This window comes from Acidimicrobiales bacterium (genome assembly GCA_036491125.1).
Lineage (GTDB): Bacteria > Actinomycetota > Acidimicrobiia > Acidimicrobiales > AC-9 > AC-9.
Genome location: DASXCO010000059.1, coordinates 42,398 through 58,600 on the forward strand (window position 1 = coordinate 42,398; position 16,203 = coordinate 58,600).

14 protein-coding genes are annotated in these 16,203 nt (G+C 70.8%); 7 read left to right on the forward strand and 7 right to left on the reverse strand.

The annotated features are described in order from the left end of the window. Nucleotides 1–26: 26 nt before the first annotated feature. Complete coding sequence (locus VGF64_04575) at nt 27–773, forward strand: NADPH-dependent FMN reductase (GenBank protein HEY1634010.1); 747 nt, start codon at nt 27–29, stop codon at nt 771–773. An 8-nt stretch (nt 774–781) separates the two neighbouring features. Here the strand turns inward: VGF64_04575 and ftsH are convergent, their stop codons facing one another. Beyond that, complete coding sequence (gene ftsH, locus VGF64_04580) at nt 782–2,677, reverse strand: ATP-dependent zinc metalloprotease FtsH (GenBank protein HEY1634011.1); 1,896 nt, start codon at nt 2,675–2,677, stop codon at nt 782–784. Between the two features lie 179 nt (nt 2,678–2,856). On the opposite strand from ftsH, the gene VGF64_04585 reads away from it, so the two are divergent. Continuing rightward, nucleotides 2,857–4,434, forward strand: a complete 1,578-nt coding sequence (locus VGF64_04585; protein HEY1634012.1) for an alpha-amylase family glycosyl hydrolase — start codon at nt 2,857–2,859, stop codon at nt 4,432–4,434. A 13-nt stretch (nt 4,435–4,447) separates the two neighbouring features. On the opposite strand, the gene VGF64_04590 is transcribed toward VGF64_04585, so the two are convergent. Continuing rightward, nucleotides 4,448–5,647 carry an HRDC domain-containing protein gene (locus VGF64_04590; GenBank protein HEY1634013.1) on the reverse strand — a complete coding sequence of 400 codons (1,200 nt, stop codon included), beginning with the start codon at nt 5,645–5,647 and terminating at the stop codon, nt 4,448–4,450. A gap of 119 nt (nt 5,648–5,766) precedes the next feature. After that, complete coding sequence (locus tag VGF64_04595; protein HEY1634014.1) at nt 5,767–6,312, reverse strand: flavin reductase family protein; 546 nt, start codon at nt 6,310–6,312, stop codon at nt 5,767–5,769. Nucleotides 6,313–6,486: 174 nt separating this feature from the next. Between VGF64_04595 and VGF64_04600 the strand changes: the two genes are divergently transcribed. Beyond that, nucleotides 6,487–6,882, forward strand: a complete 396-nt coding sequence (locus tag VGF64_04600; protein ID HEY1634015.1) for a DUF3224 domain-containing protein — start codon at nt 6,487–6,489, stop codon at nt 6,880–6,882. 1 nt (nt 6,883) lies between these two features. Then, nucleotides 6,884–7,420 carry a MarR family transcriptional regulator gene (locus VGF64_04605; protein HEY1634016.1) on the forward strand — a complete coding sequence of 179 codons (537 nt, stop codon included), beginning with the start codon at nt 6,884–6,886 and terminating at the stop codon, nt 7,418–7,420. A gap of 123 nt (nt 7,421–7,543) precedes the next feature. Here VGF64_04605 and VGF64_04610 read toward each other — a convergent pair whose 3' ends face one another. From VGF64_04610 to VGF64_04620, 3 genes are read right to left on the reverse strand one after another with little or no spacing between them, the layout of a single operon-like run. Next, entirely contained in the window at nt 7,544–8,008 is a 465-nt protein-coding gene (locus VGF64_04610) for a hypothetical protein (protein HEY1634017.1), read from the reverse strand. Then, the gene (locus VGF64_04615) at nt 8,005–11,019 is read right to left on the reverse strand and encodes a proline dehydrogenase family protein (GenBank protein HEY1634018.1); all 3,015 of its coding nucleotides are present in this window, start codon (nt 11,017–11,019) and stop codon (nt 8,005–8,007) included. Before VGF64_04615 ends, VGF64_04610 begins: the two co-directional genes overlap by 4 nt. A 30-nt stretch (nt 11,020–11,049) precedes the next feature. Then, complete coding sequence (locus tag VGF64_04620; GenBank protein HEY1634019.1) at nt 11,050–11,511, reverse strand: DUF3151 domain-containing protein; 462 nt, start codon at nt 11,509–11,511, stop codon at nt 11,050–11,052. Nucleotides 11,512–11,527: 16 nt separating this feature from the next. Here VGF64_04620 and VGF64_04625 point away from each other — a divergent pair, with 16 nt between their 5' ends. Then, nucleotides 11,528–11,986 (forward strand): HIT family protein, encoded by a 459-nt coding sequence (locus tag VGF64_04625; protein HEY1634020.1) that lies wholly within the window; start codon nt 11,528–11,530, stop codon nt 11,984–11,986. 55 nt (nt 11,987–12,041) lie between these two features. On the opposite strand, the gene tyrS is transcribed toward VGF64_04625, so the two are convergent. Continuing rightward, nucleotides 12,042–13,328, reverse strand: a complete 1,287-nt coding sequence (gene tyrS, locus VGF64_04630; protein HEY1634021.1) for a tyrosine--tRNA ligase — start codon at nt 13,326–13,328, stop codon at nt 12,042–12,044. 136 nt (nt 13,329–13,464) lie between these two features. Here tyrS and VGF64_04635 point away from each other — a divergent pair, with 136 nt between their 5' ends. Both VGF64_04635 and VGF64_04640 read left to right on the forward strand, forming a co-directional pair. Next, nucleotides 13,465–14,055 carry a TetR/AcrR family transcriptional regulator gene (locus tag VGF64_04635; protein HEY1634022.1) on the forward strand — a complete coding sequence of 197 codons (591 nt, stop codon included), beginning with the start codon at nt 13,465–13,467 and terminating at the stop codon, nt 14,053–14,055. 108 nt (nt 14,056–14,163) lie between these two features. Further along, the gene (locus VGF64_04640; GenBank protein HEY1634023.1) at nt 14,164–16,200 is read left to right on the forward strand and encodes a thioredoxin domain-containing protein; all 2,037 of its coding nucleotides are present in this window, start codon (nt 14,164–14,166) and stop codon (nt 16,198–16,200) included. Nucleotides 16,201–16,203: the final 3 nt, after the last annotated feature.

Here is a 16,203-nt window from a genome sequence, read left to right on the forward strand (position 1 = left end):
CCCGGTGCGACGTGTGCGGGGATGTCGTGGACTCCCTCCACCCGTGGGACGTACAGACGTGTTCGTGTGGTCGGCTCACGCTGAGCCGTGGACCTAAGCATCGTCGGGTCCAGTGGCGGGCGGAACCGGGGGCGGGGTGGACGGATCTCTGTGGCGAGCTCGACCCGGCCGGTGGAGCCGAGGGCACGGACAGGTTGCGTCAAGTCCTGCTGATCTCCGGGAGTCTGCGCAATGGCTCGACCAACACGGCACTGCTCCGCACCAGTAAGGCTGTCGCACCTCCGCGCCTCGCGACCGTGCTCTACGACGGCCTCGACGAGCTTCCTCATTTCAATCCGGACCACGACGTCTCGCTGCTACACCCCGCCGTGGCCGACCTTCGGGCCCGGATCGCGAGTGCGGATGCGGTCCTGCTCTCGACTCCGGAGTACGCGGGAGGGCTTCCCGGGTCGTTCAAGAACCTGTTGGACTGGACCGTCGGAGGCGGCGAGATCTATGGCAAGCCAGTGGCGTGGGTCAACGCCTCCGCCTCCCCCACGGGTGCGGCCGACGCCTACGAGTCGCTTCGCAAAGTGCTCGGCTACGTCGGTGCTGTCGTCGTCGAGCCCGCCTGCGCCCACATCCCCGTGACCAGGAATGCCATCGGCGCGGATGGCCACGTCGCCGATCCGTCGATTCGCGCCCGCCTGGGCGACGTCCTGGGGGCGCTCCTTGCCCACCTCGAGCACGGTCGAGCCGTGGGCGTCGCCGGGCAACCGCCGACGACGGCCTAGCCCTCAGCTCATCCGGTGCTGACGCGAGCCGGCCGAGGTCCGGTCGCAGCCACGGCCGCCTCGACTGCGCTCCCGTCGATCGTCTCCTTCTCGAGCAGTAGATCGACGACGTGGTCGAGCGCCGGGCGGTGCTCGGTCAGCAGCCTGGTGGCCCGCTGCTCGGCTTCGCGCAGTAGCCGGGCGACCTCCTCGTCGATGAGCTGCTGAGTGCCCTCCGCGTACGGCCGACCCCGACCGTCGGCGCTCAGGTAGTTCGGAGTCCCCGAGGCGAAGCCGACCGGCCCCAGCCGATCGCTCATGCCGAAGTCACGGATCATTCGGGTCGCCAGCTCGGTGGCACCGGCGAGGTCGTTGCTCGCCCCGCTGGAGGCCTCGCCCAGCACGAGGAGCTCGGCGGCCCGACCACCGAGGCGGACGGCCAGGGAGTCGAGCAGGTAGCTCTCGGGGTACAGATGGCGCTCGTCGACCGGTAGCTGCTCGGTGATCCCGAGGGCCATGCCCGAGGGGAGAATGGTTACCTTGGCGACCGGGTCGGCGTGCTCCGACAGCACCGCCACCAGAGCATGTCCGCTCTCGTGCACCGCGACGGATCGCTTCTCGTCTGGGAGCAGGGCGTTGGACGCGTCGCGGCGCCCGAGCAGGATGCGATCACGGGCGTCGGAGAAGTCGGCGGCGGTGATCACCTCTCGATCGGCCCTCACGGCGACGATTGCCGCCTCGTTCACCAGATTGGCGAGGTCGGCACCGGAGAACCCGGGCGTCAGGCCGGCTACCACGTCGAGGTCGACATCCGGCGCCAGCCGACGCGCCTTGATGTGCACCGCCAGGATCTTGGCCCGCTCGGCCCGGTTGGGCAGGGGGATCTCCACGGTTCGGTCGAAGCGCCCGGGGCGAAGCAGGGCGGGATCGAGGGTCTCGGGTCGGTTCGTCGCCGCCATCACGACGACCCCCGTAGCCGGGTCGAACCCGTCCATCTCGGCCAGGAGCTGGTTCAGGGTCTGCTCCCGCTCGTCGTTGGACGCGAACAGCGCCGCGCCACGTTTGCCGCCGATGGCATCGATCTCGTCGATGAAGATGATCGACGGCGCCCGCTTGCGGGCTGCGGCGAACAGATCCCGGACCCGGGACGCCCCCACCCCCACGAACAGCTCGACGAAGCTCGAGCCGGTGATGGCGAAGAACGGCACCTCGGCCTCGCCCGCCACCGCCCGGGCGAGGAGGGTCTTGCCCGTGCCAGGGGGCCCGACCATGAGCACGCCGCGGGGTCCGATGGCGCCGGCCCGGGTGTACCGGTCGGGGTGGGTGAGGAAGTCGACGACCTCGCTCACCTCCTGCTTGACCCCTTCGTAGCCCGCCACATCGGCGAACCGGGTCGGAGGGCGCTCCTCGTCGTAGAGCTTGGCGCGGGAGCTGCCGATGCCCATGATCCCGCCCGCCGCCCGGGCCGTGCGCCGGCCCAGCAGCAGAAACAGACCGAGGAAGAGCACGAACGGCAGGAACGACAGGATCGTGGGCAGCACCGAGCTGCTGGGGCCCACGCCGGTGATGGCTACACCGTGGGCTTGGAGGGTCGGGGCGAGCTGATTGTTGCCGAGGGCCAGGGGGATCTGGGAGCTGTAGTGCTGTCCGGCCTTCCCCTTCAACGTGCCCGTGACCTTGCCGTTGGGGTCGATGGTGGCCGTGGACACCTGATTGGCATTGACCTTGTTGACGAAGGAGGAGTAGTTCAGGTTGGTGACCGGCGCGGCGCTGCCCATCGTCGGTATGAACAGCAGGCCGACGGTGGCGACGATCCCGACCACGAGGAACCAGATCCGCCAGCGGGGAGGCGGCGGTGGGGTCGGTCGCTTCGGCGGGTCGTTCGGCGGGCCCGGCTTCGGTGGGTTGGAGTGGTGGCGGGTCACCAAGAGAGGTCCCCTATCGGGCGGATGGTCCAACCTACCCGGCAAAGGTCATCAGCACCGCGCCGAGTCACCAGTGGAGGTGGTAGCGACCGGAGCGGTGGTCGGCGACCTCGAGCCGGTCCATGCGTGGCATCCAGGACCCTCTTGGGCTCCGACGCTTCCGGCTACCGTGCCGGATCGTGCTCCCTGGGCAGGTCCATGACCAACCGTGGTGGAAGTCCGCCGTCGTCTACCAGGTCTATCCGCGTTCGTTCCAGGACTCCGACGGTGACGGTGTCGGAGACCTCGAAGGTATCCGTCGTCGCCTCGACCACCTGGCGTGGCTGGGCGTCGACGCCGTCTGGTTGTCGCCGTTCTTTCGTTCGCCGATGGCCGATTTTGGTTACGACGTCGCCGACCACTGCGCCGTGGACCCGCTGTTCGGGACGCTGGCCGACTTCGACAACCTTGTCGCCCGGGCGCACGAGCTCGGCATCCGGGTCCTGATCGACTGGGTTCCCAACCACACCAGCGACCGCCACCCCTGGTTCATCGAGTCGCGGTCGTCCAGATCGTCATCGCGACGCGACTGGTACGTCTGGCGGGACGGGCGCCCCGACCAGCCGCCGAACAACTGGCAGGCCGCCTTCTCCGAGGGCCCCACGTGGAGCTGGGACGAGACGACCCAGCAGTGGTACCTCCACCTGTTCCTGCCCGAACAGCCGGACCTCAACTGGGCCAACCCACGGGTGGTCGAGGCCATGCAGACGGTGCTGCGATTCTGGCTCGACCGCGGGGTGGACGGCTTCCGGGCCGACGCGGTGCACGCCATCGGGAAGGATCCGGCCCTTCCCGACGCCCCCGTGAAGTGGAGGGGCATGCCCTGGTCAGCCCTCAACGACCAGCAGAGCACGCACGACATCCTGCGGCAGCTGCGGCGGCTGATCGACTCCTATCCGGGAGATCGGGTCATGGTCGGCGAGGTCTTTCTCCTGTCGACGGGGGCGGTGGCCCGCTATTACGGCCGCGGTGACGAGCTGCACCTCGCTTTCAACTTTCCTCCTCTCTTCGCCCCGTGGGAGGCGGACGCGTGGCGCCATCGGATCGACCGCGTCGTCGAGGAGCTCGATCCGCGGGGAGCGTGGCCCACATGGGTGCTGTCGAACCACGACAATCCGCGTCACCGCACGCGCTATGGCGGCTCGGAGCAGCGCGCCCGTGCCGCCGCCGTGCTGCTGCTCACGTTGAGGGGTACGCCGTTCATCTACGCAGGCGAGGAGCTCGGCCTCGAGAACGCCGCGATCCCCGCTGAGCGGCGTCTCGATCCTGGAGGACGCGACGGCTCGCGGGCCCCGTTGCCGTGGGACGGCTCACCCGACCACGGGTGGCCCTCGGGCGACCGGCGCCCGGGAGCCGCTCCTTGGTTGCCGTGGCCGCCGGAGGCCGAGGTCCGCAACGTGGCTGCCCTGCAGGACGATCCGACGTCCATCCTCAACCTCTACCGCCGGCTCGTGGCCACTCGTCGACGGTCGCCCGCCCTGTCCACCGGGTCCTGGTCGCCGCTCCCGAGCCCGCCCGACGTGCTCGCCTACCGGCGGGCTGCGGACAACGATCGGCGGCTGGTCATCGTCAACTTCGGCGACGGTGATGCGTCCGTCCCCGCGCCGGATGCGGCCTGGCGGGTAGAGGTGTCCACCGAGGCGGGGACCGACGGGGAGCCGTACATGGGCATGGTTCCCGGGCCGGGCGCCGTTGTCCTCACCGACGAACCCTCCTGACGGCGCCCGCTGCTCAGCCGGCGATCGGCCGGTGTGAGCGAGCCTCGAGCACGAGCTCGCCCCGACCCCCGACCGCAAGCGCCCCCTCCCCTGCCAGCAGCTGGCGCAGCGGCTCGCCCACGAGCGTCCGCCGCCAGCCGCTGGCCAGACGGGACTCGCCACCGCCCCGCAGCAGCGCGTGCAGGTCGGCCCTGGTGGCGAGAAGGGGACCGTCGATCCGCAGCTCGGCGGCCCGCTGTGCCAGCCAGGCTCCGGCCAGCGTCGCCACTGGACGCAGGCGGCGCTCGACCTGATCGATCGGCGGCTGCCGGAGGGCGCCATCACTGAGCTCGAAGCCGGCCCGCACCGCGTCGAGGAGCCCGGCCTCGGCCGCCCCCCTGGCCCGGCGCGGGTCGAGACCCCGGACCGCGGCCAGCTCGGCCGCGGTGGTAGGCGGCCGCTGGGCGATCGCCACCACCGCCAGGTCGGGGAGGACGAACCGCGCCGGTCGATCGGTCGCCGCGGCACGGCGCTCCCGCCAGGCGGCCACGGTCTGAGCCACGGCTCGTGACTCACCCTTGAGCTGGCGGGCCTCCTTCAGTCGCCACCACGCTTCGTTGGGCTCGACCCGCCGGCTGGGGCGGGACAACAGGATCTGGCACTCGCCCTCGGCCCAGGTCAACCGGTCGAGGCCATCGAGCTCGGTGACCAGCGCTCCATGCAGGTCCAGCAGGTGGGCGGCGTCCGACGCCGCGTACTCGCGTTGGGCGGCGCTCAGGGGGCGTCGGGTCCAGTCGGTGAGGCGGTCCCCCTTCGCCAGCCGCTGGCCGAGCAGGTGCTCGACCAGGGTCGTCAGCGACGGAGCCGAGAGGCCGAGGAAGCCCGCCGCCAGCTGGGTGTCGAACAAGCGACGGGGCTTGGTCCCGCACGCCAGCTCGAGCACTTCGAGATCCTGGTCGGCGGCGTGGGCCACGGCGAGCCCGGGCCCGTCGAGCACCTGGCGCAATCCGGTGAGGTCGACCCGGTACGGATCGACCAGGGCCACTCCCCCGGGCCAGACCAGCTGAACCAGGGCCAAGTGAGGGAAGTACGAACGTTCACGATGGAACTCGGTGTCGAAGCCGTACACCGACGCGGCTCCGATCTGGCCCACCACCTCGTCCATGGCGGGCTGCGTGTCGACCCAGCTCGGTTCGGCCAGATCGCTCAAGCCTTCACGAACCCGCGTCGACACTGGTGGCCACCACCGACTCGACGTCCCAGGCGTCGCTGTCGAGCCGATGTCGGATCATGGCGCCCGACGCTACCGTACGCCGAGGCGGCCCTCGCTAGGCCTCGATGGCGGGGGTCGGCTCAACCGCCGTAGCTCATGCGGGTGTCCTCCATCCGGAGCGGCAGGGAATCCTCGTCCCGCTGGAAGCCGGCCTCGACGACCTCGCCCACGAAAAGCACGTGGCCTCCCACGGGCACGCGCTCACGTACCTCGCAGTCCAGGTAGGCCAGGGCCTGGTCGAGGATCGGCGCGCCGGTGGTGGCATCGTGGAACGAGAACCCGTTCAGCGTCCCGGCCCCCTCGTCGTGCTCGACTGGCCTGACGAACTTGCGGACGATGGCGCGGTCGTCGCGGTCGACGATGGAGACGCTGAACACTCCGCCATCGCCGATCAGGGCGGCGGTGAGGGCCTCGCGCTCGACGCTGACCGCCACGAGCTTGGGATCGAAGGCGACCTGGGTGACCCAGTTGGCGGTCATGAGATTGCGCCGCCCGCCGGCTCGGCTCCCGATGACGTAGAGCCCGCTGGGCATGGTCCACAGCACCCGACGGCGGAGCTTGTCGTACTCCTCGGGGTCCGTGCCTGGTGGAAAGGGGCCGATCAACCCGCTCGTCGTTCCGGGCATGCCCTCGAACATAGCGCCGGATCACGCCTGGCCCGGGCATGCCGACCGACGGTCCGGCCGCGCGCACCCTCTGAGCGAACACGAGATCCGAGGCCTGCCGTCTCTTGACGACGCATCGCGGGCGAAGAATAATGCATGCGTCACACATGTAACTAGAGAGAAAGGACGGCGATCGTGTCCACCCATCTGGAAGGCGTCTTCGATGTCACCTCGTGGTCCGAAGAGCAGGTTGGCGGGCTGGAGGGCGCAGCCAAAGTGACGACGGCAGGGATCGGGCAGCGATTCACCGGAGGCATCGAAGCGGAGACCAAGTGGGACATGGTGATGACGTACCGCGACGACGGCACCGCTGACTTCGTCGGCTATCAGCGACTCCAGGGCCGAATCGGTGACAGGGAGGGGACGTTTGTCCTGCAAGGGCTGGGCCAATTCGATGGCAAAGAGGCGCGGACGCTCCTCGAGGTGGTGCCGGGCGCCTCGACGGGCGCGCTGACGGGTCTGCGGGGCACCGGCCTTGCGGTCGCCCCCATGGGTTCCACCGGCACGTTCAGCCTCGACTACGACCTCTGAGATGAGCGCGGCTCCGGCAGGTCACGGCGCCAACCTGCTCGGCGCGCTGGCCCTCGCCGTGTCCGACCGCGTAGCGGAGGCGGGCGCCGATCGATCGGGCCGCTCCGAGAGCGCGGCGGCAGCCCTGTCCGCCCTCGATCAGTTCCTCGGTCATCCGTCGATCGACCAGCTGGCCCAGGTCCTCGGGCTCAGCCAGTCGGGCACGGTCCGTCTGGTCGACCGGCTGGAGGGCGACGGGCTCGTGCAGCGCGGGGCGGGTGAGGACGGTCGCATCACGACGGTGTCGCTGACGCCCGCGGGCCACCGAGCGGCGCACCGGCTCGAGGCCGCCCGCCTCGAGGTCCTCGACGGCGTGCTCGAGCCGCTGACCGTCACCGAGCGACGGAGCTTCTCTGCGCTCCTCGGCCGCATTCTCGTCGGCATGATGCGCGAGCCGGGCGCCACCCGCTGGATCTGCCGTTTGTGCGATCTCTCGGCCTGCGGCCGGCCCGCCGGCCACTGCCCGCTCGAGCGCGAGGCGCGCCTCCGCTACGGGTGAGCTGCGGCTGTGACGCCGAGACCCGGCGCCGGGGGCGGCTCGGCACACTCCGCGTCCACATATGGACAAGACAACGACCCTGAGCGGAGCGCGAGGCCGGGCGACGAACAAGAGGGCAACTGCTCAGGAGTGGGCGAGCGTCGCGGCGCGCGTGCGCGCCGCCTGCAAGGCCTGCTGCGCCGCATCCGCCTGGCGGATGACAGCAGCCAGACCGGCCGCCCGGTCGGACCCCACGCCCTTGTCCAGGTCGTGGTTGGCCAGCTGGTACGCGGTCTGGTACGCCGTGTTCAGCTCGTCGGTCAGACGCTGATCGGGGCTCGGCAGCTGGGCGTGAGCGATGGTGGCGTCGTCCTGGAGCTGGACGCTCACCGCTTGCAGGCCTCCCAGATCGCCGGCCTGGGCCGTCTTCGTCACCTGATCGAGCTCGGACCCGATCTTGGCGCTGGACGCAGTGAGCGCTACTCCCTGCGACCAGCCGTTGACTCGCTGCGACAACGTTCCGGAGACATCGGGCCCGGCCGAGCAGGCGGACACCGTGACGGCGGCGATGACCACGGCGGCCGATGCGATCGCCCTCGGATGTTTCATCGCCGGTCGGGTCCGTCCGGCGCGAACCCCCGGCGCAGCGTGTTCTCCGTCACCACCCTCGGGTCCACGAACTGCAAGAGATAGTCGGGACCGCCCGACTTGGAACCCACGCCTGACAATCCGCGACCGCCGAAAGGTTGGCGGCCTACCACCGCTCCCGTGGTCCCCCGGTTGACGTAGACGTTGCCCGCCCGCAGCTCGTTCGAGGCGAGCGCGATGTGCGCCGGGGAGCGCGAGAAGACGCCGGCGGTCAGCGCGTAGTCGGTGTCGTTGGCCAGCGCCACGGCTTCGGCAAAGGAGGCGGCGCGCAGCACCGCCAGCACCGGGCCGAAGATCTCCTCCCTGGCCAGTGGTGCGTCCGGCGCCACGTCGGCGACGACCAAAGGACCGGCGAAGTAGCCCGATCGGGGGAGGTCTGCCCGCGACAGCACGACCCTGCCCTGAGTGTGTGCCGCTTCGGTGTAGCCGCGCACGCGGGCGTGCGCGTCGGCGTCGATGAGCGGCCCGACCTCGGTGGCCATGTGTCGCGGATGACCGATCGACAGCTCGAGGGCGGCACCGCTCAGCCTCGTGACCACCTCGTCGAAGACGGGATCCAGCAGGATCAGGCGCGAGGCGGCCGAGCACTTCTGCCCGGCGTAGGAGAACGCCGAGTGCACCACGGCGGGAACGGCCTGGTCCAGGTCGGCGTCGGCGTCGACAACGATGGCGTTCTTGCCGCCCATCTCGGCGACGACGCGCTTGACCTGGCGCTGGCCGGGACGGTGCTCGGCGGCCGCGGCATTGACCTGCAGGCCCACCGCCTTCGAGCCGGTGAAGACGACGAAGCTGACGCCGGGATGGGCCACCAGGTGCGCCCCGACGACCTCCCCGACCCCGGGCAGGAAGCCCACAACCCCCGAAGGCAGGCCGGCCGCGGCCAAGCCTTCGATCAACATGGATGCGACCGCCGGGGTCTGCTCAGCCGGCTTCAGGATCACGGCGTTTCCGGTCACCAGCCCAGCCGTCACCATGCCGGTGGGGATGGCGAGGGGAAAGTTCCACGGTGGGATCACCACGCCGACGCCCTTGGGCTCGTAGGTCAGGCGGTTGGTCTCCCCCGGTGGCGACTCGACGGCACCACCGAGGTCCAGGCGCAGCATCTCCCTGCCGTAGTACTCGCAGAAGTCGATGGCCTCGCACACGTCGGCGTCGGCCTCGGCCCAGGGCTTTCCCGCCTCGAAGATCTCGAGGCTGGTCAGGTCGGTCCGGCGGGCGCGCAGCCATTCCGCCAGACGGAAGAGGACCGCCGCCCGCTCACGCGTCGGCGTCCGCCTCCACTGCTCCCAGGCCCGGGCTGCAACCTCGACGGCCCGGTCGGCCTCGACCGGCCCGCAGGACGCCGAAGTCGCCACCACCGTCCCGGGCGCCGCCGGATCGACCGAGACGATGGTCGATCCGGTCTGGAACTTCTCGCCGTCGATCACCGCCGGTACGTCGAGGCCGCGATCTCCGGGCGCAAAGGAGCTCCCGGTGCGTTCGACGACCGCCGCGAACTCCGAACGAACACCGGCACGCCGCCACTCGGCCACGGGCTCGCGATGGTAGGGCCCCGGCTTGTCCGGGTCGGTGGCGGGACGACTGGCGGGAAGCGTGGGACCCGGAAGCTCGCTCGCCTGCGGCGCGACCAGGAGGTCGTCGAGACTTCGGCGCTGGGCGAACTGGCGACGGACGAAGCTCTCGTTCGACGTGTTCTCGAGCAGGCGCCGGACGAGGTAGGACATCCCAGGCACCAGCTCGCCCATGGGGGCATAGACGCGTAGGCGCAGTCCCAGTCGGCGGATGGCGGCGTGCACCGGCTCCGCCATCCCGTACAGCATCTGGAGCTCGTAGCCCGAGTCGGGGATGCCGAGCTGGCGGGCATAGACGATGGCGTAGGCGAGCGACCGGAGGTTGTGCGAGCCGAATGCAGCCCGGACCTCGCCGTGGTGATCGTGCAGCAGCCGGGCGCAGCGCTCGTAGTTGGCGTCGGTCTGGGACTTCTCCTCGAACACCGGGACCGGCCAGCCCTCGGCTCGGGCCTGCACGGTCTCGGCATCCCAGTAGGCCCCCTTCACCAGACGCACCCCGATGGGACGGGCGCCGGGGACGGTGGCGGTTCGCCGAGTCGACCAGGCGACGAGGTCGGCGACGTCGGCGACGGCGTCCTTCAGGTAGGCCTGGACGACCACGCCCGCCTCGAGACCGGCCAGGTCCGGCTCCTCGAGCAGGCTGCGGAACAGCTCGAAGGTCAGCTCCTTGGCGTCGTAGTCCTCGGTGTCCAGCCACACGAAGGCGCCGTGGTCGACGGCCAGCTTGAGCAGGGGGCGGAGACGGTCGGCGGCCTGGTCGACGGCCTCGGCACCTGTGAGCGGCCCGAACCTCGGCGCCAGGGCGGTCGGCTTGATGCTGACGCTGACCCGGGGCAGCGGTCCGAGATCGTCCCGCTCCAGGTGATCGTCGGGGGCCCAGCCGGCGCTGGCGTCGAGTAGGACCCGCAGGACCTCGTCCACCCGCGCTGCATAGTGGTCGGCTTCGGCTCCGGTGAGCGTCTTCTCGCCCAGCAGGTCGACGGTGAAGGCCGTCCCCGTGCGCCACAGCCGCTCCAGCCGATCCGCCACCTCGGCCGGGGTGGTTCCGACGATGAACTGCTGGGCCATGCGGGCGATGTTGCGGCGGGCCACCGCAGCTGACAGCCGCTCGCCGCGCGGGAGGTGCTCGGCCACCCCGACGCCCAGATCGAGCAGCCGGGGGGCGTCGGCACCGGCGAAGTACTCGTGGAGATGGCGGAGCGCGTCGGCGTCACCCGTCGTGGCCGGGAACACGTCGACCAGGCGGAACAGCTGGGTCTTGAACGAGGGGTTCGCCATCGCCCAGGCGAGCATCCGCTCGCTCCACCACGACAGCCGGTAGACCCGGGCCCGCTCACCCGAGCCGAGCTCGGCGATGCGCCGAGCCAGGTCGGTGACTTCCGCCTCGAGCGGTGGGGCCACAACGGCCAACGTACCCGCCGCCCACGGCAATCAGCCGTCGGGTGTGCTCGGGCGCCAACCGGGGTCGAGCTGGCGGAGGAACTGGCGACAGCGCTCGGCCTCGTCCGTCTCGCCGATCGAGGCGGCGACCCGGGCGAGGCCGTCCAGGCAGCGCAGGAATCCTCGGTTCGGCTCGTGGGCCGAGCGCACGTACCCCGACCCACGCCAGCCGGCCGCCCGCAAGGCGTCGAGCCCGCGGTGGTACCCGACGCGAAAGTAGGCGTAGGCCTCGATGTCGTCCCGGGCCGCGTCGCCGAGTGACGCCCAGGCCTCGAGGTAGCGGGGGTAGGCGGCAGCCACCTCGGCCACGGCGCGGTGACGATCCGGGGGCGGTGCCTCGAGCGCGGCCTGGAGCTGCTCTCGGGCGGCATCCGGGGCCGCTGGGAGCTCCGTCTCGGGCGGGCTGCCGGACAGCGAGATTCGGGAGTCGTCGGCCACGACGAATCGTCGCACATAGGCTCGCCCGCCGATGACCGCGTCGCCCGGAGACCGGCTCCCCGGCTGCAAGTTCTGCGAGATCGTGGCCTACGAGGTGCCCACAGACCTGGTCCTCGACGAAGAGCAGGTGATGGCGTTCCTCGACCAGCGCCCCGTGTTCCCGGGCCACGTGCTGGTCGTGCCGCGAGCCCATTTCGAGACGCTCGTCGACCTACCGCCACCGCTGGTCGAGCCGCTCTTCGCCACGACCCGGCGAGTCGCCGCCGCCGTGACCCGGGCCATGGAGGCCGACGGCACCCTCGTGCTCATGAACAATCGGGTGAGCCAGAGCGTGCCCCACCTCCACATCCACATCGTGCCGCGGCGCTTCAAGGATGGTCTCCGGGGCTTCCTGTGGCCCCGCCAGCGCTACCCGGACGAAGCCACCGAGGCCAAGGTGGCGGCCGCGATCCGCGCCGCTCTCGTCACCGAGCCGCTCAGCGACAGCTGAGGCCGCCTGTGACGCCGGCCCATCGACGACACCGACCGAGGACAGCGGTCGTCCGTTAGCCGAAGCGGACCAGGTGCTGGTCCCGTCTCCCCCGCCGCAGGAGCAGGTAGCGATCCCGCAGCAGGTCGTCGGGGCCCAGCTGGCGGGCCCGGTCGAGCTCGCGGTGATTGTTCACGTAGGCGCCGCCCTGCTCGATCGTCGTCCGCGCCGCGGAGCGAGACGGTGCGAGCCCCGTCTCGACCATCGCCTCCACGAGAGAGAGCCCGCCGTCAGCAAGACGTTCCCTCGACCAGGTGCTGGACGGCGCATCGGCGAGCACGTCCACGAGGACCTCCTCGTCGAGCTTGGCGATCTCCTCAGAGAACAGCGCCGCCGCGGCGCGCTCGGCGTTGGCCGTCGCCGCCTCGCCGTGGACCAGCGTGGTCACCTCGCGCGCCAGAGTCCGTTGGGCCTCGCGGGCCTGGGGGCGCGTGGCGACGGCGGCGTCGAGCTCCTCGATCCGCTCGTAATCGAGCCAGGTGTAGTAACGGAGGTAGGTGCCGACGACGCTGTCTTCGCTGCGCAGGAAGAACTGGAAGAGCTGGTACGGGCTGGTGCGCCGCTCGTCCAGCCAGACGGTGCCGGCTTCGGTCTTGCCGAACTTCGTCCCGTCGGGCCGCACGACGAGAGGCCAGGTCAACCCCCACGCTTCGGCGCCCCCTAGGCGCCGGATCAGCTCGATGCCCATGGTGATGTTGCCCCACTGGTCGCTGCCCCCGAGCTGCAGCCGACACCCGTAGGTGTCGAACAGTCGGAAAAAGTCGTAGGCCTGGAGCAACATGTAGCTGAACTCGGTGAACGACATGCCCTGCTCGGGCGTGTCCAGCCGGGCTCGCACGGTCTCCTTGGCGATCATCTGGCCCACACCGAAGTGCTTGCCAACGTCGCGGAGGAACTCCAGGAGTCCCAGCGGACCGAGCCATTCGGCGTTGTCCACCAGCAGCGCCTGCCTGGCGCCGGCCGATGGCGTGAAGTCGAGGAAGCGACCGAGCTGGCCGCGAATGCCGGCGAGGTTGGCCTCGAGCGTCTCGGCTCCGAGCAGCTGACGCTCCTCGCTCTTGCCGCTCGGGTCGCCGATCATCCCCGTACCTCCGCCCGCCAGGGCGATCGGCCGGTGGCCGGCCTCCTGCAGTCGGCGGAGGTTGAAGATCCCGAGCAGGTGGCCGACATGGAGGCTGTCGGCGCTGGGATCGAAGCCGGCGTAGGCGGTCAGCGGCTCCCGGTCGAGCATCGGGGCCAGCCTGGCGTCACTCATCTGTTGGACGAGACCACGGAACTGGAGGTCGGCAACGAGTCCGCGCACGCGGGCCAGCCTGCCACGGCTGGCCCGGACCAGACACGACGTTGCACCGGGCCGCTGTCGCCCGCCCGGAGTCGACCCAGTCGTGTCACGACGACGTTGCTACGGCGAAACGACGCTGATGGTGCGACCCTGGAGTATGGGTGCTCGTCTCTCCCGCCAGGCGATCATCGAGACGGCCCGCACCCTGCTGGCGGCGGAAGGGATCGAGGCGGTGTCCCTGCGCCGGGTTGCGGGCGCTCTGGGCGTCACCGCTCCGGCCCTCTATGCCCACGTGAAGGACAAACACGACCTTCTCCAGGGTCTCGCTGACCAAGAAGGCCGGCGGATGATCGAGCGCATCCGGTCCATCCCCGAGCGCGACCCCCTGGCGCTCCTCCGGGCCCGGAGCCTGGCCTACGTGGCGTACGCCAAAGAGAACCCGGCGCTGTTCAAGGCCATCTTCATGGTTCGGCCCGAGCTCACGGCCCAGCCCCAGGACACCGAGGCGATGGCCACCATGGCGACCGAGGCCTTCCAGGTCGGAGCGGCGCCGGTCTTCGAGCTCGCTCGAGCCGGCCTGCTCGGCAGCGTCGACCCCCAGCTCGCATGGCTGGCCATCTGGACCGCCACCCACGGCGTGGCCACCGTGATCCTCGCCGGACCCGAGTTCGACCCCGACCTGGAGCGGGCACTGGTCGAGACGGTGATCGACGCCGTCATCGCCGGGCTCACCGGCCGCCGGCCATAGGCCGCCCCGGGAGGCCGGACACGACCACAAGCCGGCCCAGGAGGCCGGTCCGCGGGACCGCCCACCACGGACCGGGCACGGCCGGGGGGCGGGCATAGGCTCGTCGTCATGAACCGTCTCTCCGCCGAGACCAGCCCCTACCTTCGCCAGCACCAGGACAATCCGGTGGACTGGTATCCATGGGGCCAGGAGGCATTCGAGCGCGCTCGCGCCGAAGATCGCCCGGTCATGCTCTCCATCGGGTACTCCGCGTGTCACTGGTGTCACGTGATGGCGCACGAGTCGTTCGAGGACGAGCGCACGGCGGCCCTGCTCAACGACCGCTTCGTCAGCGTCAAGGTCGACCGCGAGGAGCGACCTGATGTCGACGCGGTGTACATGGAGGCCGTCCAGGCCATCACCGGTCGGGGGGGCTGGCCGATGACGGTCTTCCTCACCCCCGACCGGCGACCGTTCTACGGGGGCACCTACTTCCCCAAGGACGGCCGGGGTGGGCTGCCGGGGTTCACCACGGTCCTGCAGGCCATCGACGCGGCCTGGCGCGAACAGCGCGACGAGGTCGTCGGCCAGGCCGAGCAGCTGGTGGGCGCCGTCGAGGCCAGGTTGGAGATCCCCTCCTCCGGAGACGGCGCCCGCCGACCGGCACCTGATCCAGGTCAGCTCCTGCAAGGGGCCTATGCCGCCCTGCAGAGCGCCTACGACCCGGGCTGGGGGGGCTTCGGGGCGGCTCCCAAGTTTCCCCAACCGTCGATGCTCGAGCTGACGCTCCGGGCCCACGACCGCTCGGGCGGCGAGACGGCGCTCGCCATGGTGGCGACCACGCTCGACGCCATGGCCTCGGGGGGCATCTACGACCACCTCGGAGGCGGGTTCGCGCGGTACTCGGTGGACGGCCGCTGGATGGTCCCGCATTTCGAGAAGATGCTGTACGACCAGGCCGGGTTGGCCCGCATCTACCTGCACGGGTGGCAGGTCAACGGGTCGCCGCACTGGCGGCAGGTGCTCGACGAGACCGTGGAGTACGTGCTGCGCGACCTGCGCGGCCCCGAGGGTGGGCTCTACTCCGCCGAGGACGCCGACTCCGAGGGGGTCGAGGGTCGGTTCTACGTCTGGAGCCTGCAGGAGGTGACCGACACGCTCGGCCCCGAGCTGGCCCCGGCGGCCATCGACTGGTACGGCATCACCGCCGCGGGGAACTTCGAGGGCTCGAACATCCTGTACCGGCCCCAACGCGGAGACCTGCTGCGCCCGCCCGCGATCGAGCGGGCGCGGCGGCAGCTGTTCGAGCACCGGGCCCGACGCGTGCGGCCCGGTCTGGACGACAAGGTGCTCACCGAGTGGAACGCCATGTTCTGCTCGACGCTGGCCGAAGCGGCGGGGGCGACGGGTCGGGCCGACTGGCGGGCGGAGGCGGTCTCGATCGCCGAGTTCCTCGTCGGATCCCTGCGGCGAGGCGACGGGCGGTGGCTGCGCTCCTGGCAGGCGGATTCCAGTCGCGACAGCGACGCCGGTGATGGTGGCGGGCGCGGGCGGGCCGGGCACCTGGCCGTAGCGGCCGACTACGCCTGGCTGGTCGAGGCCTTCACCCGACTGTCAGAGCTCATCGGCGAGGCCCGCTGGATCGAGGCCGCCCGGTCCACGGCCGACGCCATGCTCACCCTGTTCTGGGATCCGGCACAAGGCGGGCTCTTCACCACGGGTGAGGACGCCGAGCGGCTCATCGTCCGCTCGAAGGAGCTGTTCGACGGGGCCACGCCCTCGGCGAACTCGGTGGGTGCCGTCGCCCTCGCCCGTCTGGCCGCCCTCACTGGCGAGCAGAGCTACGCCGACGCCGCCGAGGCCATCCTTGCGTTGCTCGGAGACGTGATGGCCACGCAGCCGACCGCTTTCACCCACGCCCTCGGCGCCGTCGATCTCCTCGCCGATGGCGTCACCGAGGTCGCCGTCGTGGGTGACCGCCCCGAGCTCGTCGAGGCCGTTCACCATGCCTACCTGCCCCGTGCCGTGCTGGCGTGGGGGGAGCCGTACCCGTCGCCGCTGTGGGAGGGCCGGCGCGACGGCCTCGCCTACGTCTGTCGTGACTACGCCTGCCTGGCGCCCACGTCGACGATCGAGGACCTGGAGGGCCAGCTCACCGCCCCGTGACCA

Excerpts from the sequence above, each read along its gene's own strand:
- VGF64_04595 (HEY1634014.1), bottom strand. The coding sequence starts at position 6,312 with ATGCCCGGAACGACGAGCGGGTTGATCGGCCCCTTTCCACCAGGCACG.
- VGF64_04605 (HEY1634016.1), top strand. The coding sequence starts at position 6,884 with ATGAGCGCGGCTCCGGCAGGTCACGGCGCCAACCTGCTCGGCGCGCTG.
- VGF64_04610 (HEY1634017.1), bottom strand. The coding sequence starts at position 8,008 with ATGAAACATCCGAGGGCGATCGCATCGGCCGCCGTGGTCATCGCCGCC.
- VGF64_04625 (HEY1634020.1), top strand. The coding sequence starts at position 11,528 with ATGACCGCGTCGCCCGGAGACCGGCTCCCCGGCTGCAAGTTCTGCGAG.
- VGF64_04635 (HEY1634022.1), top strand. The coding sequence starts at position 13,465 with ATGGGTGCTCGTCTCTCCCGCCAGGCGATCATCGAGACGGCCCGCACC.
- VGF64_04640 (HEY1634023.1), top strand. The coding sequence starts at position 14,164 with ATGAACCGTCTCTCCGCCGAGACCAGCCCCTACCTTCGCCAGCACCAG.